Origin of the sequence: Vogesella urethralis, assembly GCF_007644045.2 — a bacterium.
Taxonomy (GTDB): Bacteria; Pseudomonadota; Gammaproteobacteria; order Burkholderiales; family Chromobacteriaceae; genus Vogesella; species Vogesella urethralis.
The window spans coordinates 1-22,967 of the sequence record NZ_VMDW02000066.1; the positions used below are offsets into that span (position 1 = coordinate 1).

28 protein-coding genes are annotated in these 22,967 nt (G+C 56.1%); all 28 read left to right on the forward strand.

Annotation, left to right across the window (positions count from 1 at the left end; all coding sequences use genetic code 11):
* Positions 1-156 precede the first annotated feature (156 nt).
* The 28 genes from rplJ (at position 157) to rpmD (ending at position 22,966) form a co-directional block, all read left to right on the forward strand.
* Positions 157-654 carry a 50S ribosomal protein L10 gene (gene rplJ, locus FLQ03_RS05265; protein WP_144372241.1) on the forward strand — a complete coding sequence of 166 codons (498 nt, stop codon included), beginning with the start codon at positions 157-159 and terminating at the stop codon, positions 652-654.
* Between the two features lie 36 nt (positions 655-690).
* Complete coding sequence (gene rplL / locus FLQ03_RS05270) at positions 691-1,062, forward strand: 50S ribosomal protein L7/L12 (protein ID WP_144372242.1); 372 nt, start codon at positions 691-693, stop codon at positions 1,060-1,062.
* 150 nt (positions 1,063-1,212) lie between these two features.
* Entirely contained in the window at positions 1,213-5,388 is a 4,176-nt protein-coding gene (rpoB, locus tag FLQ03_RS05275) for a DNA-directed RNA polymerase subunit beta (RefSeq protein WP_144372243.1), read from the forward strand.
* Positions 5,389-5,447: 59 nt separating this feature from the next.
* On the forward strand, positions 5,448-9,641 hold the full coding sequence (gene rpoC / locus FLQ03_RS05280; protein WP_144372244.1) for a DNA-directed RNA polymerase subunit beta': 4,194 nt from the start codon (positions 5,448-5,450) through the stop codon (positions 9,639-9,641).
* Positions 9,642-9,793: 152 nt separating this feature from the next.
* Positions 9,794-10,165 carry a 30S ribosomal protein S12 gene (rpsL, locus tag FLQ03_RS05285; protein ID WP_017507381.1) on the forward strand — a complete coding sequence of 124 codons (372 nt, stop codon included), beginning with the start codon at positions 9,794-9,796 and terminating at the stop codon, positions 10,163-10,165.
* Positions 10,166-10,263: 98 nt separating this feature from the next.
* The gene (gene rpsG / locus FLQ03_RS05290) at positions 10,264-10,734 is read left to right on the forward strand and encodes a 30S ribosomal protein S7 (RefSeq protein ID WP_144372245.1); all 471 of its coding nucleotides are present in this window, start codon (positions 10,264-10,266) and stop codon (positions 10,732-10,734) included.
* 27 nt (positions 10,735-10,761) lie between these two features.
* Positions 10,762-12,861 (forward strand): elongation factor G, encoded by a 2,100-nt coding sequence (gene fusA, locus FLQ03_RS05295; protein ID WP_144372246.1) that lies wholly within the window; start codon positions 10,762-10,764, stop codon positions 12,859-12,861.
* Between the two features lie 72 nt (positions 12,862-12,933).
* On the forward strand, positions 12,934-14,124 hold the full coding sequence (gene tuf / locus FLQ03_RS05300) for an elongation factor Tu (RefSeq protein WP_144372247.1): 1,191 nt from the start codon (positions 12,934-12,936) through the stop codon (positions 14,122-14,124).
* 20 nt (positions 14,125-14,144) lie between these two features.
* Positions 14,145-14,456 carry a 30S ribosomal protein S10 gene (gene rpsJ, locus FLQ03_RS05305; RefSeq protein WP_017507377.1) on the forward strand — a complete coding sequence of 104 codons (312 nt, stop codon included), beginning with the start codon at positions 14,145-14,147 and terminating at the stop codon, positions 14,454-14,456.
* Positions 14,457-14,600: 144 nt separating this feature from the next.
* Complete coding sequence (gene rplC, locus FLQ03_RS05310) at positions 14,601-15,245, forward strand: 50S ribosomal protein L3 (protein ID WP_144372248.1); 645 nt, start codon at positions 14,601-14,603, stop codon at positions 15,243-15,245.
* Positions 15,245-15,865 (forward strand): 50S ribosomal protein L4, encoded by a 621-nt coding sequence (rplD, locus tag FLQ03_RS05315; protein WP_144372249.1) that lies wholly within the window; start codon positions 15,245-15,247, stop codon positions 15,863-15,865. Before rplC ends, rplD begins: the two co-directional genes overlap by 1 nt.
* Positions 15,862-16,170, forward strand: coding sequence for a 50S ribosomal protein L23 (gene rplW / locus FLQ03_RS05320; protein ID WP_017507374.1), 309 nt, complete (start codon positions 15,862-15,864; stop codon positions 16,168-16,170). The genes rplD and rplW overlap by 4 nt, the downstream gene beginning before the upstream one ends.
* An 11-nt stretch (positions 16,171-16,181) precedes the next feature.
* Positions 16,182-17,009, forward strand: a complete 828-nt coding sequence (gene rplB, locus FLQ03_RS05325) for a 50S ribosomal protein L2 (RefSeq protein WP_017507373.1) — start codon at positions 16,182-16,184, stop codon at positions 17,007-17,009.
* Between the two features lie 14 nt (positions 17,010-17,023).
* Positions 17,024-17,302: a 30S ribosomal protein S19 gene (rpsS, locus tag FLQ03_RS05330; RefSeq protein ID WP_017507372.1), complete on the forward strand. Its 279-nt coding sequence runs from the start codon at positions 17,024-17,026 to the stop codon at positions 17,300-17,302.
* A 9-nt stretch (positions 17,303-17,311) separates the two neighbouring features.
* Positions 17,312-17,641, forward strand: a complete 330-nt coding sequence (gene rplV / locus FLQ03_RS05335) for a 50S ribosomal protein L22 (RefSeq protein WP_144372250.1) — start codon at positions 17,312-17,314, stop codon at positions 17,639-17,641.
* 10 nt (positions 17,642-17,651) lie between these two features.
* Complete coding sequence (gene rpsC, locus FLQ03_RS05340) at positions 17,652-18,356, forward strand: 30S ribosomal protein S3 (protein ID WP_144372251.1); 705 nt, start codon at positions 17,652-17,654, stop codon at positions 18,354-18,356.
* Entirely contained in the window at positions 18,340-18,756 is a 417-nt protein-coding gene (gene rplP / locus FLQ03_RS05345) for a 50S ribosomal protein L16 (RefSeq protein ID WP_144372252.1), read from the forward strand. The genes rpsC and rplP overlap by 17 nt, the downstream gene beginning before the upstream one ends.
* Positions 18,756-18,944 carry a 50S ribosomal protein L29 gene (gene rpmC / locus FLQ03_RS05350; protein WP_144372253.1) on the forward strand — a complete coding sequence of 63 codons (189 nt, stop codon included), beginning with the start codon at positions 18,756-18,758 and terminating at the stop codon, positions 18,942-18,944. Before rplP ends, rpmC begins: the two co-directional genes overlap by 1 nt.
* Before the next feature lies 1 nt (position 18,945).
* Complete coding sequence (gene rpsQ, locus FLQ03_RS05355; RefSeq protein ID WP_144372254.1) at positions 18,946-19,209, forward strand: 30S ribosomal protein S17; 264 nt, start codon at positions 18,946-18,948, stop codon at positions 19,207-19,209.
* 172 nt (positions 19,210-19,381) lie between these two features.
* Entirely contained in the window at positions 19,382-19,750 is a 369-nt protein-coding gene (rplN, locus tag FLQ03_RS05360) for a 50S ribosomal protein L14 (RefSeq protein ID WP_017507366.1), read from the forward strand.
* An 11-nt stretch (positions 19,751-19,761) separates the two neighbouring features.
* Complete coding sequence (rplX, locus tag FLQ03_RS05365) at positions 19,762-20,076, forward strand: 50S ribosomal protein L24 (RefSeq protein WP_144372255.1); 315 nt, start codon at positions 19,762-19,764, stop codon at positions 20,074-20,076.
* A gap of 9 nt (positions 20,077-20,085) precedes the next feature.
* The gene (rplE, locus tag FLQ03_RS05370) at positions 20,086-20,625 is read left to right on the forward strand and encodes a 50S ribosomal protein L5 (protein WP_144372256.1); all 540 of its coding nucleotides are present in this window, start codon (positions 20,086-20,088) and stop codon (positions 20,623-20,625) included.
* 4 nt (positions 20,626-20,629) lie between these two features.
* Positions 20,630-20,935 carry a 30S ribosomal protein S14 gene (gene rpsN, locus FLQ03_RS05375; RefSeq protein ID WP_026107680.1) on the forward strand — a complete coding sequence of 102 codons (306 nt, stop codon included), beginning with the start codon at positions 20,630-20,632 and terminating at the stop codon, positions 20,933-20,935.
* 13 nt (positions 20,936-20,948) lie between these two features.
* Complete coding sequence (gene rpsH / locus FLQ03_RS05380; RefSeq protein ID WP_144372257.1) at positions 20,949-21,344, forward strand: 30S ribosomal protein S8; 396 nt, start codon at positions 20,949-20,951, stop codon at positions 21,342-21,344.
* 12 nt (positions 21,345-21,356) lie between these two features.
* The gene (gene rplF, locus FLQ03_RS05385; RefSeq protein WP_144372258.1) at positions 21,357-21,890 is read left to right on the forward strand and encodes a 50S ribosomal protein L6; all 534 of its coding nucleotides are present in this window, start codon (positions 21,357-21,359) and stop codon (positions 21,888-21,890) included.
* Between the two features lie 13 nt (positions 21,891-21,903).
* Positions 21,904-22,257 carry a 50S ribosomal protein L18 gene (gene rplR, locus FLQ03_RS05390; RefSeq protein WP_144372259.1) on the forward strand — a complete coding sequence of 118 codons (354 nt, stop codon included), beginning with the start codon at positions 21,904-21,906 and terminating at the stop codon, positions 22,255-22,257.
* A gap of 12 nt (positions 22,258-22,269) precedes the next feature.
* Entirely contained in the window at positions 22,270-22,788 is a 519-nt protein-coding gene (gene rpsE, locus FLQ03_RS05395; protein WP_144372260.1) for a 30S ribosomal protein S5, read from the forward strand.
* Positions 22,781-22,966 carry a 50S ribosomal protein L30 gene (gene rpmD / locus FLQ03_RS05400; protein WP_017507358.1) on the forward strand — a complete coding sequence of 62 codons (186 nt, stop codon included), beginning with the start codon at positions 22,781-22,783 and terminating at the stop codon, positions 22,964-22,966. The genes rpsE and rpmD overlap by 8 nt, the downstream gene beginning before the upstream one ends.
* The last annotated feature ends 1 nt before the right edge of the window (position 22,967 follow it).

Consider the following 22,967-nt stretch of genomic DNA (forward strand, 5'->3'; position numbering starts at 1 on the left):
TCATGTAGCTCAGGGGTAGAGCACTCCCTTGGTAAGGGAGAGGTCGGCGGTTCAATTCCGCCCATGAGCACCATCCGTTTGTTATGTCTCCTGATTAGGTCGCCGCTGCAAAGAGGGGCAGGATAACCTGCTTCATTTCAGTCTAGGAGGTGGACCTTGAGTCTCAATATCGAAGATAAAAAGGCGGTCGTAGCTGAGGTATCTGCTCAACTGGTAGATGCTCAGACTCTCGTTATCGCTGAATATCGGGGCATCGAGGTTAGCAGCATGACCAAACTCCGCGCCAAGGCGCGTGAGAACGGTGTTTACCTGCGCGTTCTGAAGAACACGCTGGTGCGCCGTGCGGTTGCTGGTACCCAGTTCGAAGCGCTGGCTGACCAAATGGTTGGCCCGCTGGTATACGGTGTATCCGCTGACCCGGTAGCTGCTGCCAAGGTGTTGCACCAGTTTGCCAAAGAAGATAACAAGATTGTTATCAAGGCAGGTTCCTACAACGGCAAAGTGCTGAACGCTGCCGAAGTAGCCGAACTGGCATCTATCCCGAGCCGCGAAGAGCTGCTGTCCAAGCTGCTGTTCGTTATGCAGGCTCCGGTATCCGGTTTTGCCCGTGCTCTGGCCGCTCTGGCAGAGAAAAAGCAAACCGAAGCCGCTTAATTCATTCGACACATACCGTATTCAGGAGTAATACAAATGGCTATCACTAAAGAAGATATCCTCGAAGCAGTTGCTGGTCTGACCGTAATGGAACTGAACGACCTGGTTAAAGCCTTCGAAGAAAAGTTCGGCGTTTCCGCTGCTGCTGTTGCCGTTGCTGGCCCGGCTGCTGGTGGCGCTGCTGCTGCTGAAGAAAAAACCGAGTTCGACGTTGTTCTGACCGCTGCTGGCGACAACAAAGTAAACGTGATCAAGGTAGTTCGTGCTATCACCGGTCTGGGCCTGAAAGAAGCCAAAGACCTGGTAGACGGCGCTCCGAAGAACGTGAAAGAAGGCGTGTCCAAAGCTGAAGCTGAAGACGTGCTGAAGCAACTGACCGAAGCCGGTGCTAAGGCTGAAGTAAAATAATCTTCCTTAGGGAAGATTAGTCAGGCTGGCGGAGTAATCCGCCAGCCTTGTTGCGCTTGTAATGCATTGCAAGATGGCAAAGGTCAGCATTCAAGTTGTGTGGTTGCTGACGTTTGGTTTCTTGCGCCACCCCCCCATGATGGAGACTCTATGAGTTATTCGTTTACTGAGAAGAAGCGTATTCGTAAAAGTTTTGCGAAGCGTAACACCGTTCTCGACGTCCCATTCCTGTTGGCGACCCAGATCGATTCGTACACCGAGTTTCTCCAGCTGGGTGCACCGTTTGATCAGCGCAAGGATGTCGGCCTGCAAGCCGCATTCAAGTCGATCTTTCCGATCAACAGTCACAATGGTTTCGCACGTCTGGATTTCGTGCACTACGTGCTGGGCGATCCGCCGTTCGACGTACAGGAGTGCCAACTGCGCGGTATTACCTTTGCCTCGCCGCTGCGTGCCCGCATCCGCTTGACCATCCTGGACAAAGAATCGTCCAAGCCGGTGGTAAAAGAAGTGCGCGAAAATGAAGTCTACATGGGCGAAATCCCGCTGATGACTTCCAACGGGTCGTTCATTATCAACGGTACCGAACGCGTTATCGTTTCGCAGCTGCACCGTTCCCCGGGCGTGTTCTTCGAGCACGACCGCGGCAAGACGCATTCTTCCGGTAAACTGCTGTTCTCCGCTCGCGTGATTCCTTACCGCGGCTCCTGGCTGGACTTCGAGTTCGATGCCAAAGACCAGCTGTTCTTCCGTATCGACCGCCGTCGCAAGATGCCGGTGTCCATCCTGCTGAAGGCACTGGGCTACACCAACGAGCGCATCCTGTCCGAGTTCTACAATACCGACACCTTCTACCTCACCGGCAACGGCGTGTTCATGAAGGTAGTGGCCGAACGCCTGAAGGGCGAAGTGGCCAAGTTCGATATCGTGGGCGAAGACGGCAAGCTGATCGTTGCCAAAGACAAGCGCATCACCGCCAAGCACATCCGCGATATCGTTGCGGCCAACCTGACCCGCATCGAAGTACCGTTCGACCTGCTGGTCGGCAAAGTGCTGGCGCGTAACGTGGTGAACCCGGAAACCGGCGAAGTCATCGCGCGTGCCAACGACGAAATCACCGACGACCTGCTGGCCAAAATGGACATCCATGATGTGGCCGAAGTCGACGTGCTGTACACCAACGACCTGGACCACGGTGCCTACATCTCGCAAACCCTGCGTGGCGACGATACCGCTGACCAGCTGTCCGCGCGCGTGGCCATCTACCGCATGATGCGCCCGGGCGAACCGCCGACAGAAGACGCCGTTGAGCAACTGTTCCAGCGTCTGTTCTTCAGCGAAGACAGCTACGACCTGTCCCGCGTTGGCCGCATGAAGTTCAACACCCGTACCTTCCAGTACAAGTTCGACGAGAAGTCCCCGGAGTGGTTCAAGACCCTGGTGGGCGAGAAGTTCGGTCATCGTCGTGACGTGACCGACGGCGTACTGGCCACCGAAGACATCGTTGCCGTGATCGCCATCCTGTGCGAACTGCGCAACGGCCGCGGCGAAGTGGACGATATCGATCACCTGGGTAACCGTCGCGTGCGTTCGGTAGGTGAACTGGCCGAGAACCAGTTCCGCGCCGGTCTGGTGCGTGTTGAGCGCGCGGTGAAGGAACGCCTGAACCAGGCTGAATCAGACAACCTGATGCCGCACGACCTGATCAATGCCAAGCCGGTTTCGGCTGCGATCAAAGAGTTCTTCGGTTCCAGCCAGCTGTCCCAGTTCATGGACCAGACCAACCCGCTGTCCGAAGTGACCCACAAGCGCCGCGTATCGGCCCTGGGTCCGGGCGGTCTGACCCGCGAACGCGCAGGCTTCGAAGTGCGCGACGTACACCCGACCCACTACGGCCGCGTGTGCCCGATCGAAACGCCTGAAGGTCCGAACATCGGTCTGATCAACTCCCTGTCCGTGTACGCTCGTACCAACGAGTTCGGTTTCCTGGAAACCCCGTACCGCAAAGTGATCGACGGCAAAGTCACCAACGAGATCGACTACCTGTCCGCCATCGAGGAAGGCCGCTACGTCATCGCTCAGGCCAACGCCGAGCTGGACGAAGTGGGCAACCTGATCGACGAGCTGGTGACCTGCCGTGAAAAAGGCGAAACCATCCTGGCAACCCCGGACCGCGTGCAGTACATGGACGTGGCGACCGGTCAGGTGGTATCCGTCGCTGCTTCGCTGATTCCGTTCCTGGAACACGATGATGCGAACCGTGCACTGATGGGCGCCAACATGCAGCGTCAGGCCGTACCGTGCCTGCGCCCGGAAAAACCGTTTGTCGGCACCGGCATCGAGCGCGATGTGGCCGTTGACTCCGGTACCACCGTGATCGCCCGTCGTGGCGGTGTGGTGGACTACGTGGACGCCAACCGCGTCGTGGTTCGTGTGAACGACGAAGAAGCGATGGCTGGTGAAGTGGGTGTGGATATCTACAACCTCACCAAGTTCACCCGCTCCAACCAGAACACCAACATCAACCAGCGTCCTATCGTGAAGGTAGGTGACCTGATTGCACGTGGTGACGTGGTGGCTGACGGTGCTTCCACCGATATCGGTGAACTGGCACTGGGTCAGAACATGACCATCGCCTTTATGCCGTGGAACGGCTACAACTTCGAGGATTCGATTCTGATCTCCGAGAAGGTAGTAGCAGACGACCGTTACACCTCGATCCATATCGAAGAGCTGTCTGTCGTTGCCCGTGACACTAAGCTGGGCCCGGAAGAAATCACCCGCGACATCCCGAACCTGTCCGAGCGCATGGCCGGTCGTCTGGATGATTCCGGTATCGTCTACATCGGCGCGGAAGTGACTGCCGGTGACGTACTGGTCGGCAAGGTAACCCCGAAAGGCGAAACCCAGCTGACTCCGGAAGAAAAACTGCTGCGTGCAATCTTCGGTGAAAAAGCCTCCGACGTGAAAGACACCTCGCTGCGCGTACCGACCGGCATGACCGGCACCGTGATCGACGTGCAGGTGTTCACCCGCGAAGGTATCGAGCGCGACAAGCGCGCCCAGTCCATCATTGATGCCGAACTGAAGCGCTACCGCCTCGACCTGAACGACCAGCTGCGTATTTTCGATAACGATGCGTTCAGCCGTATCGAGCGCCTGATCGTGGGCAAAGTCGCCAACGGTGGTCCGAAGCGTCTGGCCAAAGGCACTGTGATCGACAACGAGTACCTGGCCGGCCTGCCGACCAAGCACGACTGGTTCGACATCCGCATGGCTGATGAAGACATCGCCAAGCAGCTGGAACTGATCAAGGAAAGCCTGGCGCAGAAGCGTGAAGAATTCGACCTGAAGTTCGAAGACAAGAAACGCAAGCTGACCCAGGGTGACGAACTGCCGCCGGGCGTACAGAAGATGGTGAAGGTGTACATCGCCGTTAAACGTCGTCTGCAAGCCGGTGACAAGATGGCCGGTCGTCACGGTAACAAGGGTGTGGTATCGCGCATCCTGCCGGTAGAAGACATGCCTTACATGGCTGACGGTCGTCCGGTAGACATCGTGCTGAACCCGCTGGGCGTACCGTCGCGTATGAACATCGGTCAGATTCTGGAAGTGCACCTGGGTTGGGCCGCCAAGGGTATTGGCGAGCGTATCGACCGCATGCTGAAACAACAGCAAAGCGTTGACGAGCTGCGCAACTACCTGGAACGCATCTACAACGATACCGGCAAGAAGGTTGAGCTGGCCGAGATGAGCGACGCGGAAGTGAAGCTGCTGGCCGAAAACCTGCGCAAGGGCATGACCTTTGCTACCCCGGTATTCGATGGCGCCAAAGAGTCCGAAATCCGTCATATGCTGAATCTGGCGTACCCGGACGAAGACCCGCATACCGAACAGCTGTCGTTCAACAGCAGCAAGACCCAGATGACCCTGTTCGACGGCCGCTCCGGCGAAGCCTTCGACCGCAAGGTAACCGTGGGTGTGATGCACTACCTGAAGCTGCATCACCTGGTTGACGACAAGATGCACGCCCGTTCCACCGGTCCGTACTCGCTGGTTACCCAGCAGCCGCTGGGTGGTAAGGCGCAGTTCGGTGGTCAGCGTTTCGGTGAGATGGAAGTGTGGGCACTGGAAGCTTACGGTGCCGCTTACACCCTGCAGGAAATGCTGACTGTGAAGTCGGACGATGTGACCGGTCGTACCAAGATCTACGAAAACATCGTCAAGGGCGAACACAAGATCGATGCCGGCATGCCGGAATCCTTCAACGTGCTGGTGAAGGAAATCCGTTCGCTGGGCCTGGATATCGACCTGGAACGTTATTAATTAGGTAAGGCAGTCTGCGGCCAACGTTGGCCGCAGGCTTCCTCCTGAATGGAGACGCAATGAAAGCTCTGCTCGACCTCTTTAAGCAAGTGACGCAAGAAGAAGAGTTTGATGCGATTAAGATCGGCATCGCCTCCCCGGACAAGATCCGTTCCTGGTCGTTCGGTGAAGTCAAAAAGCCTGAAACCATCAACTACCGTACTTTCAAGCCGGAACGTGATGGCCTGTTCTGCGCGCGCATTTTCGGTCCGGTTAAGGACTACGAATGCCTGTGCGGCAAATACAAACGCCTGAAGCATCGCGGTGTGATCTGCGAGAAGTGCGGCGTGGAAGTGACCCTGTCCAAAGTGCGCCGCGAGCGCATGGGCCACATCGAACTGGCATCGCCGGTAGCGCACATCTGGTTCCTGAAATCGCTGCCGTCGCGTCTGGGTATGGTCCTGGACATGACCCTGCGCGATATCGAGCGCGTGCTGTACTTTGAAGCATTCGTCGTGACCGAGCCGGGCCTGACCAGCCTGCAACCGCGCCAGTTGCTGACCGAGGAAGACTACCTCGACAAGCTGGACGAGTACGGCGAAGAGTTCGTTGCCCTGATGGGTGCCGAAGCCGTACGCGAGCTGCTGAAGCGTCTGGACCTCACGAGCGAGATCGAGACCCTGCGCCGCGAACTGGAAGCCACCAGCTCCGACACCAAGATCAAGAAGATCGCCAAGCGCCTCAAGGTGCTGGAGGCGTTCCAGCGTTCCGGCATGAAGCCGGAGTGGATGATCATGGAAGTGCTGCCGGTGCTGCCGCCGGAACTGCGTCCGCTGGTACCGCTGGATGGTGGCCGCTTCGCGACCTCCGACCTGAACGACCTGTACCGTCGCGTCATCAACCGTAACAACCGTCTGAAGCGTCTGCTGGAACTGCGCGCACCGGACATCATCGTGCGCAACGAGAAGCGCATGCTGCAGGAATCGGTTGACTCGCTGCTGGATAACGGTCGTCGCGGTAAAGCCATGACCGGCGCCAACAAGCGCCCGCTGAAATCGCTGGCCGACATGATCAAGGGCAAGGGCGGTCGCTTCCGTCAGAACTTGCTGGGTAAGCGCGTGGACTACTCCGGTCGTTCCGTGATTACCGTGGGCCCGACCCTGCGTCTGCACCAGTGCGGTCTGCCGAAGAAAATGGCGCTGGAACTGTTCAAGCCGTTCATCTTCCACAAGCTGGAAGTGCTGGGCCTGGCGTCCACCATCAAGGCTGCCAAGAAGCTGGTAGAGCAGGAAGTGCCGGAAGTATGGGACATCCTGGAAGACGTGATCCGCGAGCATCCGGTACTGCTGAACCGTGCACCGACGCTGCACCGTCTGGGTATCCAGGCGTTCGAACCGCTGCTGATCGAAGGCAAGGCCATCCAGCTGCACCCGCTGGTCTGCGCGGCATTCAACGCCGACTTTGACGGTGACCAGATGGCCGTTCACGTGCCGCTGTCGCTGGAAGCGCAGATGGAAGCCCGCACCCTGATGCTGGCCACCAACAACGTGCTGTCCCCGGCCAACGGTGAACCGATCATCGTTCCGTCGCAGGATATCGTATTGGGTCTGTACTACATGACCCGCGACAAGATCAACGGCCGCAACGAGGGCATGGCCTTCGCTGACACTGCCGAGGTTCATCGCGCTTACGAAACCCGCCAAGTGGAACTGGGCACGCGCATTACCGTGCGTCTGAAAGAGTGGGAAAAAGACGACCAGGGCGAGTTCGTAGCCGTTACCAAACGCTACAACACCACCGTTGGCCGCGCCATTCTGTCCGAGATCCTGCCGAAGGGTCTGCCGTTCGAGTTCATCAACCGCGCGTTGAAGAAGAAAGAAATTTCCCGTCTGATCAACGGCTCCTTCCGTCGTTGCGGTATTCGCGACACGGTGATCTTCGCCGACCAGCTGATGTACACCGGTTTTGCCTACTCGACCCGCGGTGGTATCTCCATCTGCGTGGACGACATGGAAATCCCGGCCAAGAAGTTCGACCTGCTGGGCGAAGCGCAAAAAGAAGTCAAAGAGATCGAAGAGCAATACCGTCAAGGTCTGGTTACCCAGGGTGAGCGCTACAACAAGGTAGTGGATATCTGGGGCCGTACCGGTGACAAGATCGCCAAGGCGATGATGGACGAGCTGTCCAAGCAGAAGGTGATCGACCGCGAAGGCAAGGAAGTCGAGCAAGAATCGTTCAACTCGATTTACATGATGGCTGACTCGGGTGCGCGGGGTTCCGCAGCCCAGATCAAACAGCTGGCCGGTATGCGTGGTCTGATGGCCAAGCCGGACGGTTCCATTATCGAAACGCCGATTACCGCGAACTTCCGCGAAGGTCTGACCGTACTGCAGTACTTTATCTCCACCCACGGTGCACGTAAGGGTCTGGCGGATACGGCACTGAAGACGGCGAACTCCGGTTACCTGACCCGTCGTCTGGTAGACGTGACGCAGGATCTGGTGGTGATCGAAGACGATTGCGGCACCACCAACGGCTTCGTAATGAAGGCCGTGGTACAAGGCGGTGACGTGATCGAGCCGCTGCGCGACCGTATCCTGGGCCGTGTAACCGCCAACGACGTGGTGGATCCGTCCACCAGCGAAACCGTGATCGAAGCCGGCACCCTGCTGGACGAGAGCCTGGTAGACCTGATCGATGAGCGTGGTATCGACGAAGTGAAAGTGCGTACCGCCATCACTTGCGACACCCGCTACGGTCTGTGTGCCCAGTGTTACGGTCGCGATCTGGCCCGCGGTAAGCGCGTGAACGCCGGTGAAGCCGTGGGTGTGATTGCTGCGCAGTCGATTGGTGAGCCGGGTACCCAGCTGACCATGCGTACCTTCCACATCGGTGGTGCCGCATCCCGAAATGCCGCTGCCAGCCAGGTTGAAGGTAAGTCGAACGGTACCGTACGCTTCTCCAGCCAGATGCGTTACGTGAAGAACACCAAGGACGAGCTGATCGTGATCAGCCGCTCCGGCGAAGTGGTGATTCACGATGACGTTGGCCGCGAGCGCGAGCGTCACAAAGTACCGTACGGTGCGACCCTGATGGTGACCGATGGTCTGAGCATCAAGGCCGGTGCCGTGCTGGCAACGTGGGATCCGCACACCCGTCCGATCATCACCGAGTACGCTGGTCGCGTGAAGTTCGAGAACGTGGAAGAGGGCGTTACCGTTGCCAAGCAGACCGACGAAGTAACCGGTCTGTCCACCCTGGTGGTGATCGATGCCAAGCGTCGTGCCGGTGCCCAGTCCAAGATGCTGCGCCCGTTGGTGAAGCTGCTGGACGACAACGGCAACGAAGTGAAGCTGGCCGGTTCCGATGCGTCGGTATCCATCACCTTCCAGGTTGGCGCGATCATTACCGTGCGTGACGGTCAGGAAGTCGGCAAGGGTGAAGTACTGGCACGTATTCCGCAAGAATCGTCCAAGACCCGCGATATTACCGGTGGTCTGCCGCGTGTAGCCGAGCTGTTCGAAGCCCGTTCGCCGAAAGACGCCGGCATGCTGGCCGAGGTAACTGGTACCGTTTCCTTCGGTAAGGACACCAAGGGCAAGCAACGTCTGATCATTACCGATCTGGACGGCAATGCCTACGAAAGCCTGATCCCGAAAGACAAGCACGTACTGGTACACGATGGCCAGGTAGTGAACCGCGGCGAGTTGATCGTCGACGGTCCGGTCGATCCGCACGACATCCTGCGACTGCAGGGTATCGAAGCGCTGGCCCGCTACATCGGCCAGGAAGTACAAGAGGTTTACCGTCTGCAGGGCGTGAAGATTAACGACAAGCACATCGAGGTGATCGTTCGCCAGATGCTGCGTCGTGTGGTGATCACCGATTCCGGTGATACCGACTTCATCACCGGCGAGCAGGTAGAGCGCGCAGAAGTGCTGGAGACCAACGACCAGATGATTGCCGACGGCAAGATCCCGGCGCAGTACGACAACGTACTGCTGGGTATCACCAAGGCATCGCTGTCCACCGACTCCTTCATCTCCGCGGCGTCCTTCCAGGAAACCACTCGCGTGCTGACCGAAGCGGCGATCATGGGCAAGAAAGACGATCTGCGTGGTCTGAAAGAAAACGTAATCGTTGGCCGCCTGATCCCGGCAGGTACCGGTCTGGCTTACCACCGCAACCGTCGTCGCCAGGCTGCTGCCGGTGACGTGCCGGTGGAGTTCGCACCGCTGGAAGCCGAGATCGACGCTGGCAATAACGCACTGTAAGTTGCGTTGACACCAAAAAACGCTGTCCTTTCAACGTCTAACGTTGGAAGGGCAGCGTTATTTCATTGACGCTAAGTGTTTGACTAAAATATAATCCACGTCTTTCTTGGTGGTATGGTGCCGCCAAGAGAATCAACTAGGAACTGATAGTAATGCCAACCATTAACCAACTCGTTCGCAAAGGCCGTACCGCGGTTCTGTCGAAGAGCAAGGTGCCTGCACTGGAGGCCTGCCCGCAGAAGCGTGGCGTGTGCACCCGTGTATACACCACTACCCCGAAAAAACCGAACTCCGCTCTGCGTAAGGTGTGCAAAGTGCGCCTGACCAACGGTTTCGAAGTGATCTCCTACATCGGTGGTGAAGGCCACAACCTGCAGGAACACTCGGTGGTACTGATCCGCGGCGGTCGTGTAAAAGACTTGCCGGGTGTACGTTACCACACCGTTCGCGGCTCCCTGGACACTGCTGGCGTTAAAGATCGTAAGCAGGCTCGCTCCAAGTACGGTGCCAAGCGTCCTAAGTAATTTAGGGCATGTGCGGCGGAGTTATCCGTCGAGTAAGTGGCTGCTTTGTTGAGTAGTCGCGAGCGTAAAGCTCAACTGAATAGATTGAAGGAATTGAAATGCCAAGACGCAGAGAAGTGCCCAAGCGCGATATCCTGCCGGATCCGAAGTTCGGTAGCCAGGATCTGACCAAATTCATGAACGTTGTAATGATCGACGGCAAGAAGTCTGTTGCTGAACGCATCATTTACGGCGCTCTCGAGCAAATCGAGAAAAAAACCGGCAAAAATGCGGTGGAAGTGTTCAACACTGCCATCTCCAACGCCAAGCCGATCGTGGAAGTAAAAAGCCGCCGTGTAGGTGGTGCCAACTATCAAGTTCCTGTTGAAGTACGTCCTTCCCGTCGTCTGGCGCTGGCAATGCGCTGGCTGCGCGACGCCGCTCGTAAGCGTGGCGAAAAATCCATGGACCTGCGTCTGGCCGGCGAGCTGATCGATGCAGCCGAAGGCCGTGGCGGCGCGATGAAGAAGCGTGACGAAGTTCACCGCATGGCTGAAGCCAACAAGGCGTTCTCGCACTTCCGCTTCTAATTACCATCCCGCGAAAGGATTCTGGCCATGGCTAGAAAGACCCCCATTGAGCGTTACCGTAACATCGGTATTTCGGCTCACATTGACGCTGGTAAGACCACTACTACCGAACGTATCCTGTTCTACACCGGTGTAAACCACAAGATCGGTGAAGTGCATGATGGCGCTGCCACCATGGACTGGATGGAACAAGAGCAAGAGCGCGGTATTACCATTACTTCCGCTGCTACCACTACCTTCTGGAAAGGTATGGGCATGCAGTTCCCGGAACACCGCTTCAACATCATCGACACCCCGGGTCACGTGGACTTTACCATTGAGGTAGAGCGTTCCATGCGTGTTCTGGACGGTGCCGTTATGGTGTACTGCGCGGTAGGTGGCGTTCAGCCGCAGTCCGAGACCGTATGGCGTCAAGCGAACAAGTACAAAGTGCCGCGTATCGCTTTCGTGAACAAGATGGACCGTCAGGGTGCCAATTTCTTCCGTGCCGTAGAGCAAGTGAAGACCCGTCTGCGTGGCAACCCGGTACCTATCGTTGTGCCTATCGGTGCTGAAGAAGGTTTCGAAGGTGTTGTTGACCTGCTGAAGATGAAGGCCATCATTTGGGACGAAGCTTCCCAAGGCATGAAATTCGAGTACGGCGACATCCCGGCTGACCTGGTTGCAGTAGCTGAAGAATGGCGCGAGAAAATGGTTGAAGCGGCGGCGGAAGTCGACGAAGACACCATGAACAAGTACCTGGAAGGCGAGACCCTGAGCGAAGAAGAAATCGTGAATGGTCTGCGTCAGCGTACCCTGCGTTGCGAAATCCAGCCGATGCTGTGCGGTTCCGCGTTCAAGAACAAAGGCGTACAGCGCATGCTGGACGCGGTTGTTGAACTGCTGCCGAGCCCGCTGGATGTACCGCCGGTACCGGGCGAAAACGAAGACGGCACCCCGGCCGTTCGTGAAGCCTCCGACGATGCGCCGTTCTCCGCGCTGGCGTTCAAACTGATGAACGACCCGTACGTTGGTCAGCTGACCTTCTTCCGCGTTTACTCTGGTGTGGTTAACTCTGGCGACACCGTGCTGAACTCGGTTAAAGGCAAGAAAGAGCGCATGGGCCGTATCGTGCAGATGCACGCTAACGACCGTCAGGAAATCACCGAAGTACGCGCTGGCGACATCGCCGCGGGTATTGGCCTGAAAGAAGTAACCACTGGTGAGACCCTGTGTGCGGTTGACGCCCCGATCGTTCTGGAACGCATGGTATTCCCGGAGCCGGTAATTCACGTTGCCGTTGAGCCGAAAACCAAGGCCGACCAAGAGAAGATGGGTGTTGCCCTGAACCGTCTGGCCAAGGAAGATCCGTCCTTCCGCGTGCGTACCGATGAAGAATCGGCACAGACCATCATTTCCGGTATGGGTGAACTGCACCTGGAAATTCTGGTTGACCGCATGAAGCGTGAATTCGGTGTGGAAGCCAACGTAGGTGCACCGCAAGTAGCCTACCGCGAAACCATCACCAAGACCGTTACCGACGTGCAAGGTAAACACGCCAAGCAGTCCGGTGGTAAAGGTCAGTACGGTGATTGTACGATCACGCTGGAACCGTCCGGCGAAGGTCAGGGCTACAAGTTCATCGACGAGATCAAAGGTGGTGTGATTCCTCGCGAATTCATCCCGTCGGTTGACAAGGGTATCCGTAACTCGCTGAACAACGGTATTCTGGCTGGCTACCCGGTGGTGGACGTAACCGTACGTCTGACCTTCGGTTCCTACCACGACGTTGACTCCTCGCAGATCGCGTTCGAACTGGCAGGCTCCCTGGCTTTCAAAGAAGCCATGCGTCGTGCTGGTCCGTGCATCCTCGAGCCGATGATGGCCGTTGAAGTGGAAACCCCGGAAGAGTACATGGGCGATGTAATGGGCGACCTGAACCGTCGTCGTGGCATCGTACAGGGCATGGACGACGATGGCGTGGGTGGCAAGAAGATCCGCGCTGAAGTACCGCTGTCCGAAATGTTCGGTTACTCCACCGACCTGCGTTCCGCTACCCAGGGTCGTGCTACCTACTCCATGGAGTTCAAGCACTACTCTGAAGCCCCGCGTCATATCGCTGACGCGGTAATGGCGGCGCGTAAGTAATCTGCGCGACGAGGTTGGCCGCATGCGGCCAACCTCTGAACTGTTTGTTCTTTAATTAAGGAAATTTGCAAAATGGCAAAAGAAAAGTTTGAGCGGACCAAGCCGCACGTAAACGTTGGCACCATCGGTCACGTAGACCATGGTAAAACCACTCTGACCGCTGCTATCACCACCATTCTGTCCAAGAAATTCGGTGGCGAAGCTAAAGATTACTCCCAGATCGACAGCGCGCCGGAAGAAAAAGCTCGTGGTATTACCATTAATACCGCTCACGTAGAATACGAAACCGCTACCCGCCACTACGCTCACGTAGACTGCCCGGGTCACGCTGACTACGTTAAAAACATGATTACCGGTGCTGCCCAGATGGACGGCGCTATCCTGGTATGTTCCGCTGCTGACGGCCCGATGCCGCAAACTCGCGAACACATCCTGCTGTCCCGCCAAGTAGGCGTACCGTACATCATCGTCTTCCTGAACAAGGCTGACCTGGTGGACGACGCTGAGCTGCTGGAACTGGTTGAAATGGAAGTGCGCGATCTGCTGTCTTCCTACGACTTCCCGGGTGATGACACCCCGATCGTTACCGGTTCCGCTCGTCTGGCACTGGAAGGCGACCAATCCGAATACGGCGAGCCGGCAATCTTCCGTCTGGCTGACGCGCTGGATTCCTACATCCCGACTCCGGAGCGTGCTATCGACAAGCCGTTCCTGCTGCCGATCGAAGACGTATTCTCGATCTCCGGTCGTGGTACCGTAGTTACCGGTCGTGTTGAGCGCGGTATCGTTAAAGTCGGCGAAGAGCTGGAAATCGTTGGTCTGAAAAACACCGTTAAGACCACTTGCACCGGCGTGGAAATGTTCCGCAAGCTGCTGGATCAAGGTCAGGCTGGTGATAACGTAGGCGTACTGCTGCGTGGTACCAAGCGTGAAGACGTAGAGCGTGGTCAGGTTCTGGCCAAGCCGGGTTCCATCACCCCGCACACCAAGTTTGCTGCTTCGGTATACGTACTGAGCAAAGAAGAAGGTGGTCGTCACACTCCGTTCTTCGCTAACTACCGTCCGCAGTTCTACTTCCGTACTACTGACGTGACTGGCGCTGTTGGCCTGTCCGAAGGTGTGGAAATGGTTATGCCGGGTGACAACGTAGAAATCACCGTAGAGCTGATCGCTCCGATCGCTATGGAAGAAGGTCTGCGTTTCGCGATCCGTGAAGGCGGCCGCACCGTTGGTGCTGGCGTTGTTGCTAAAATCATCGCCTAATCGGACGCGGAGTCAATACCATGCAAAGCCAGAAAATCCGTATCCGCCTGAAGGCATTTGATTACAACCTGATCGACCGTTCCGCTCAGGAAATCGTTGAAACCGCCAAGCGTACTGGTGCCGTTGTTAAAGGCCCGGTTCCGCTGCCGACCAAAATCGAGCGTTTCAACGTTCTGCGTTCCCCGCACGTGAACAAGACTTCCCGCGATCAGCTGGAAATCCGTACCCACCTGCGCCTGATGGACATCGTTGATCCGACAGACAAAACTGTCGACGCGCTGATGAAGCTGGACCTGCCGGCTGGCGTGGATGTGGAAATCAAGCTTCAGTAATTACGGATTTACAATGTTTGTCGGTCTAAGTGCTTGCAAGCATTGATTTTTCTGTGATAAAGTCGCGGACTCATCATTTTGATGAGTCCGCTTTTCTTTGAGCAAGCCGGTCAATCGTAATCGGCGCCTGTAAAGGAAATAACCATGACTTTAGGTCTAGTCGGTCGCAAAGTCGGCATGACCCGCGTATTTGCTGAGGACGGTGTATCCGTTCCGGTAACTGTGCTGGACATGTCCGCAAACCGCGTATCGCAAATCAAAACTGCAGACACCGACGGCTACGTAGCCGTACAGGTTGCTGCTGGTGCCCGCAAGGCTAATCGTGTGACCAAGGCTGAAGCCGGTCACTTCGCTAAGGCTGGCATCGAAGCCGCCCGCACTCTGCGCGAGTTTACCGCTACCGCAGAAGCGCTGGCAGCGCTAAATGTTGGTGATGCACTGTCCGTTGAAATCTTTGCCGTAGGCCAGCTGGTAGACGTTACCGGTACCTCCAAGGGTAAAGGCTTCTCCGGTGCCATCAAGCGCCACAACTTCTCGTCCAACCGTGCTTCCCACGGTAACTCGGTTTCCCACAACTCCCCTGGCTCTATCGGTCAGGCGCAAGATCCGGGCCGTGTATTCCCGGGTAAGCGCATGGCAGGTCAGTACGGTAATGTGAAGAGCACTGTTCAGTGTCTCGAAATCGTTCGTATCGACGTGGAGCGTCAACTGATTCTGGTCAAAGGCGCAGTGCCGGGTGCCAAGAACGGTGACGTGGTAGTGCGTCCTAGCGTGAAGGCAGGTGCATAATGGAATTGAAAGTGATCAATGCTCAGGGCCAGCAAGTAGAAGCCCTGCAAGCCTCTGAAGCACTGTTTGCACGTGACTACAACGAAGCACTGGTACACCAGGTGGTTACCGCCTTCCTGGCAAACGCTCGTAGCGCCAACCGTGCCCAGTTGACCCGTGCCGAGGTTAAACACTCGACCAAGAAACCTTTCCGTCAGAAAGGTACTGGCCGCGCCCGTGCTGGTATGACTTCTTCCCCGCTGTGGCGTGGTGGTGGTCGCACCTTCCCGAACAAGCCGGACGAGAACTTCACCCAGAAGGTGAACCGTAAGCAATACCGCGCTGGTATGGCTACCATTCTGTCCCAGCTGGTTCGCGACGAGCGCCTGATCATTGTTGATGAACTGACCGTTGCTTCCCCGAAAACCAAGGAATTCGCTGCCAAAGTGAAATCCCTGGGTCTGGATCGCGCGCTGATCATCACCAAAGAGCTGGATGAGAATCTGTATCTATCTTCCCGTAACCTGCCTAACGTGCTGGTAATTGAAGCTCAGCAAGCTGACCCGTTCAGCCTGGTCCGCTTCAAGAAAGTGGTAATCACCCGTGATGCCGTGAAGCAACTCGAGGAGCAGTGGGTATGAACCAGGAACGTTTGCTGCAAGTAATCCTGGCGCCGATCGTGTCTGAAAAGAGCACTCTGGTTGCCGAGAAAAACCAGCAGGTTGCTTTCCGCGTTGCTACCGATGCAACTAAGCCGGAAATCAAGGCTGCCGTTGAACTGCTGTTCAATGTCAAGGTTGAAGGTGTTTCCACTGTCAACGTTAAAGGCAAGACCAAGCGTTTTGGCCGTTTCGTTGGCCGCCGCAAGGACTGGAAAAAGGCTTATGTAAGCCTGGTTCCGGGTCAAGAACTTGACCTGACCGCCACCCCGGCCGTTGCGGAGTAAGGAGATAGAGCATGCCTCTCGTAAAAGTTAAACCGACTTCCGCTGGTCGTCGTGCCGTTGTTAAGGTCGTACATCCTGACCTGCACAAAGGCGCTCCGTTCGCAGCGCTGGTTGAAAAGAAAACTTCGACTGCTGGCCGTAACAACAACGGTCACATCACTACCCGTCACAAGGGTGGTGGTCATAAAAAGCACTACCGTATCGTAGACTTCCGTCGCAACAAAGATGCCATCCCGGCTAAAGTTGAGCGCATCGAATACGATCCGAACCGTACCGCCCACATCGCCCTGCTGTGCTACGCAGACGGTGAGCGTCGTTACATCATCGCTCCGCGCGGCGTGAAGCCGGGTGCCGAGCTGATGTCTGGCGCCGAAGCACCGATCAAGGCTGGTAATGCCCTGCCGATCCGCAACATCCCGGTAGGTACCACCATCCACTGCATCGAACTGCAACCGGGCAAAGGCGCCCAAATTGCACGTTCCGCTGGCTCCTCCGCCATGCTGCTGGCCCGCGAAGGCGTTTACGCCCAGCTGCGTCTGCGCTCCGGCGAGATCCGCAAGGTTCACGTTGACTGCCGCGCCACTGTTGGCGAAGTGGGCAACGAAGAGCACAGCCTGCGCAAGATCGGTAAAGCCGGTGCCAACCGCTGGCGCGGTATCCGTCCGACCGTTCGTGGTACTGCCATGAACCCGGTGGATCACCCGCACGGTGGTGGTGAAGGTCGTACTGGTGAAGGTCGCGTGCCTGTTAGCCCGTGGGGTACCCCGACTAAGGGCTTCCGTACCCGTCGCAACAAGCGTACCGACAATATGATCGTACGCCGTCGCTTTTCGAAATAAGGGATAACTGACTTATGGCACGTTCGCTTAAAAAAGGCCCGTTCGTTGATCTCCACCTGCTGAAGAAAGTGGATGCGGTGCGTGCAACGAACGACAAGCGCCCGATCAAGACCTGGTCCCGTCGCTCGACTATTCTGCCGGACTTCATCGGTCTGACTATCGCCGTACACAACGGCCGCACTCATGTGCCGGTTTATGTGTCCGAGAACATGGTTGGTCACAAGCTTGGTGAATTCTCGCTGACTCGTACCTTCAAAGGCCATGCGGCTGATAAGAAGGCCAAGAAGAAATAAGGTGATGCGATGAAAGTTTCTGCACAACTGAATAATGCACGCCTTTCGGCACAGAAGTGCCGCTTGGTAGCAGACCTGATCCGCGGTAAAGACGTGGGTCAAGCACTGAACATCCTGACCTTCAGCCCGAAAAAGGGTGCTGCACTGATCAAGAAAGTTCTGGAATCCGCAATCGCCAACGCTGAACACAACGAAGGCGCGGATATCGACACTCTGAAAGTGACGAGCATCTATGTTGACAAGGGTCCTTCCCTGAAGCGTTTCACCGCTCGTGCCAAAGGCCGCGGTAACCGCATCGAGAAGCAGACCTGCCACATCACGCTCAGTGTAGGCAACTAAGGGGTAAGCAATGGGTCAGAAGATTCATCCGACGGGTTTCCGTCTTGCAGTAACCAAAAACTGGGCTTCCAAGTGGTTTGCAAACTCGCACGACTTTGCAGGTCAACTGAAGCAGGATATCGAAGTACGTGAATTCCTGAAAAAGAAGCTCGCTCACGCCGCTGTTGGCCGCATCGTTATCGAGCGTCCGGCCAAGTCCGCCCGTATCACCATTCACAGCGCCCGTCCGGGTGTTGTGATCGGTAAAAAAGGCGAAGACATCGAAGTTCTGAAAAAAGAACTGCAGCGTCGTATGGGTGTACCTGTACACGTGAACATCGAAGAAGTTCGCAAGCCGGAAATCGATGCGCAAATCATCGCTGACGGTATCGCTTCCCAGCTGGAGAAGCGTGTGATGTTCCGTCGCGCCATGAAGCGTTCCATGCAGAACGCCATGCGCATGGGCGCCCAGGGCATCAAGATCATGAGCTCCGGCCGTCTGAACGGTATCGATATCGCTCGTAGCGAATGGTACCGCGAAGGCCGCGTTCCGCTCCACACCCTGCGTGCTGACGTGGACTACGCGACTTCCGAAGCTCACACCACTTACGGTGTGATCGGTATCAAGGTATGGGTATACAAGGGCGACATCAAACCTGGTCAGGTTCAGGCCGCCCCGGTAGCACCTGAGAAGAAATCCAGAAAGGCAGGAGCTCGTAATGCTGCAGCCAACTAGACTCAAATACCGCAAACAGCACAAAGGTCGCAATACTGGTATTGCTACCCGTGGCAACAAAGTGAGCTTTGGTGACTTCGGTCTGAAAGCTATTGGCCGTGGTCGTCTGACTGCTCGCCAAATCGAAGCTGCCCGTCGTGCGATGACCCGTCACATCAAACGTGGCGGTCGCATCTGGATCCGTGTATTCCCGGACAAGCCGATTACTTCCAAGCCTGCCGAAGTTCGTATGGGTGGGGGTAAAGGTTCGCCGGAGTACTACGTAGCTGAAATCCAGCCAGGCAAGATGCTGTACGAAATGGACGGCGTTGCTGAAGAACTGGCTCGTGAAGCCTTCCGTCTGGCTGCTGCCAAGCTGCCGATCCCGACGGTATTTGTGACTAAACAGGTGGGTCAGTAATGAAAGCGACTGAACTGAAAGCCAAGAGCGTTGATGAGCTGAAGGCCGAGCTGCTCGGTCTCCTGAAAGCTCAATTCGCACTGCGCATGCAACACGCTACCCAGCAACTGGCTAAAACCAGCGAGCTGAAGAAAGTGCGTCGTGACATCGCGCGTGTTCGCACCGTTCTGAAAGAGAAGGCTGCTTAAGATGAGCGAAACTAAAGTGGTTCGTACGCTGACTGGTAAAGTAGTCAGCGACAAAATGGACAAGACCGTTACTGTACTGGTAGAGCGCAAGGTTAAGCACCCGATCTACGGTAAAGTGATCCGTCGCTCCAAGAAGTTTCATGCCCATGACGAGAACAACGAGTTCCGCGCTGGCGACATCGTCGTCATCAGCGAGACCCGTCCGCTCTCCAAAACAAAAACTTGGGCTGTCACTGCACTGGTCGAGAAGGCTCGCCAAGTGTAATGCTTGCAGAGGGGGCAACCCCTCTGTATAATGGTTGTTTTCGGGGGTTCCTCCGAAATCATCCCTGACGGGGTCCAAGACTGGCCGCTAGACACGCCGCAATTTTTGCGGCGTTTCCTTCATCTTGAGAGGGAAAGAGGCGGAATTAAGTTGGATAGAAAGGTAATCAAACATGATTCAAATGCAGTCCATTTTGGATGTTGCAGACAACACTGGTGCGCGTTCCGTAATGTGCATCAAAGTGTTGGGCGGCTCCAAGCGTCGCTATGCCGGCGTGGGTGACATCATCAAGGTGAGCATCAAGGATGCTGCTCCCCGTGGTCGTGTCAAAAAGGGTGACGTATACAACGCAGTAGTGGTTCGTACCGCTAAAGGCGTTCGTCGTCCTGATGGCTCTCTGATTAAATTTGACAGCAACGCGGCTGTTCTGCTCAACAACAAGCTTGAGCCGATCGGTACTCGTATCTTCGGGCCTGTTACGCGTGAACTGCGTACCGAGCGCTTCATGAAGATCGTGTCGCTGGCTCCTGAAGTTCTGTAAGGAGAGTACCCATGCGTAAGATTCGTAAAGGCGACGAAGTAGTCGTAATCACCGGCAAAGACAAAGGCAAACGTGGTGCCGTACTGCGCGTGCTCGAGGGCAAGGTGGTGGTTGAAGGCATCAACCTGGTGAAAAAACACCAGAAGCCGAACCCGGTCCGCGGCGTAGCTGGCGGTATCGTGGAAAAAACCATGCCGCTGGATGTTTCCAATGTCGCTATTTTCAACGCGGCAACCCAGAAAGCTGACCGCGTAGGTTTCAAAGTGCTGGAAGATGGCAAAAAAGTGCGCATCTTCAAGTCCACTGGCGAAATCGTGGGCGCGTAAGGAGCAAAAATGGCACGTTTGTATGATTTCTACAAAAGCACCGTTGTTCCGGCGCTGATCGAAAAGTTCGGCTACAAGTCCATCATGGAAGTGCCGCGCATCGAGAAGATCACCCTGAACATGGGTGTTGGCGAAGCTGTTGCCGACAAAAAAGTGATGGACCACGCTGTAGGTGATCTGGAAAAGATCGCCGGTCAGAAGCCGGTAGTTACCACTGCCCGCAAGTCCATCGCTGGCTTCAAAATTCGCGATAACTACCCGGTTGGCTGCAAGGTTACCCTGCGCCGTGAACGTATGTACGAATTCCTGGACCGCCTGGTGACGATCTCGCTGCCGCGCGTTCGTGACTTCCGTGGTGTTTCCGCCAAGTCCTTCGACGGCCGCGGTAACTACAACATGGGCGTTAAGGAACAGATCATCTTCCCGGAAATCGAGTACGACAAGATCGATGCTCTGCGTGGTATGAACATTACCATCACCACCACCGCGAAGACTGACGAAGAAGCCCGCGCACTGCTGGCTGCGTTCAAATTCCCGTTTAAGGGCTAAGCAAATGGCAACTCTTGCACTGATTAATCGCGAAGAGAAGCGCGCGAAGCTCGTGGCTAAGTACGCCGGCAAGCGCGAGCAACTTCTCGCCATCATCAACAACCCGAATCTGTCTGAAGAAGAGCGTTTTGCCGCTCGTCTGAAGCTGCAGCAGCTGCCGCGTAACGCTAGCCCGGTACGTCAGCGTCGTCGTTGCGCCCTGACCGGTCGTCCGCGTGGTGTATTCCGCAAGTTCGGTCTGGCTCGTAACAAGCTCCGTGAAATCGCTATGAAAGGCGAGATCCCGGGCGTGGTTAAAGCTAGCTGGTAATAGGAGATACAGAATGAGCATGCAAGATCCTATTTCCGATATGCTGACCCGCATCCGTAACGGCCAGCGCGCTGCTAAGACTTCTGTTTCGATGCCGTCGTCGAAACTGAAAGTGGCGATCGCCCAGGTCCTGAAGGATGAAGGCTATATCGAGAACTTCTCCGTAACCGAAGCTGATAAGAAGCCGGTTCTGGAAGTGGAACTGAAGTACTACGTTGGTCGTCCGGTAATCGAGCGCATCGAGCGCGTTTCCCGTCCTGGCCTGCGCGTTTACAAGGGCTCCACCGAGATCCCGAAGGTAATGAACGGTCTGGGCGTAACCATCGTTTCTACCTCTCGTGGCGTAATGACTGATCGTAAAGCGCGTGCTGCCGGTATCGGCGGTGAGCTGCTCTGCGTCGTGGCTTAATCGGAGGGTGTAATGTCTCGCGTAGCTAAAAACCCCGTGGTTATCCCGGCAGGCGTTGAAGTTAAATTCGGTGCTGGCGAAGTGACCGTGAAGGGCCCGCTGGGCGCTCTGAGCACTGCGCTGGTTGCTGACGTTGACGTAAAACTGGTTGATAACCAACTGGTTTTCGCGGCCAACAATGACTCCAAATTTGCCCGTTCGATGTCTGGCACCCTGCGTGCCCTGCTGAACAACATGGTAAATGGCGTTAGCAAAGGCTTCGAGAAGAAGCTGCAACTGGTAGGCGTAGGTTACCGTGCTCAGGCACAAGGTGACGCCCTGAACCTGTCTCTTGGCTTCTCTCACCCGGTCGTACACCAAATGCCGGAAGGCGTTAAGTGTGAAACGCCGACTCAGACCGAGATCCTGATCAAAGGCGCTGACAAACAGCGCGTTGGCCAGGTGGCTGCTGAAATCCGCGCTTACCGTTCCCCTGAGCCGTACAAAGGCAAGGGCGTTCGTTACGCTGATGAAGTGGTGGTTCTGAAAGAGACCAAGAAGAAGTAATTGAGGCACTGAAATGGACAAGAAACAGACTCGACTCCGCCGCGCACGCAAAACCCGTGCACGCATTGCGGAGCTCAAGATGGCTCGTCTGTGCGTATACCGCACTAATAGCCACATTTACGCTCAGGTCATTGACGAAACTGGTAGCCGCGTTCTGGCAAGTGCTTCCAGTCTTGAAGCTGATGTGCGCGCTAATCTTGCAAACGGTGGCAACATTGCTGCCGCAGTTGTGGTGGGCAAGGCAATCGCTGAAAAAGCCAAGGCTGCAGGCGTTAGTCAAGTTGCATTTGATCGTTCCGGCTTCAAATACCATGGTCGCATCAAGGCCCTGGCAGACGCTGCCCGTGAAAACGGTCTTGTATTCTAATCGGAGTTAAGAATGGCTAAGCACGAGATCGAAGATCGTGGCGATGGTCTGATCGAGAAAATGATCGGCGTAAACCGTGTCACCAAAGTGGTGAAGGGTGGCCGTATCATGGCCTTCTCGGCTCTGACTGTCGTAGGTGATGGCGACGGTGGTATCGGCATGGGTAAGGGCCGTTCCAAAGAAGTTCCTGCCGCTGTACAGAAGGGCATGGAACAGGCTCGTCGCAACATGATCAAAGTACCGCTGAAAAACGGTACCCTGCATCATGCAGTTGTAGGCAAGCACGGTGCTACCACCGTGTTCATGCAGCCCGCTAAAGACGGTGCCGGTGTTAAAGCCGGTGGTCCGATGCGTGCAATTTTCGAAGCGCTGGGCGTACACAACGTGTCCGCCAAGATCCACGGTTCCACCAACCCGTACAACGTGGTTCGTGCAACTCTGGACGGCCTGAGCAAGATCCATACTCCGGCCCAGATCGCTGCTAAGCGTGGTCTGACCGTGGAGCAAATCCTGGGGGCGGATCATGAGTGATATCAAAACCATCAAAGTGACTCTGGTGAAGAGCCTGATTGGTCGTATTGAATCGCACAAGGCTTGCGCACGTGGTCTCGGTCTGAAGAAAATCAATCAGACCGTTGAAGTTATCGACACTGCAGCTAACCGTGGCATGATCAACAAGATCAGCTACCTGGTTAAGAGCGAGGGCTGAT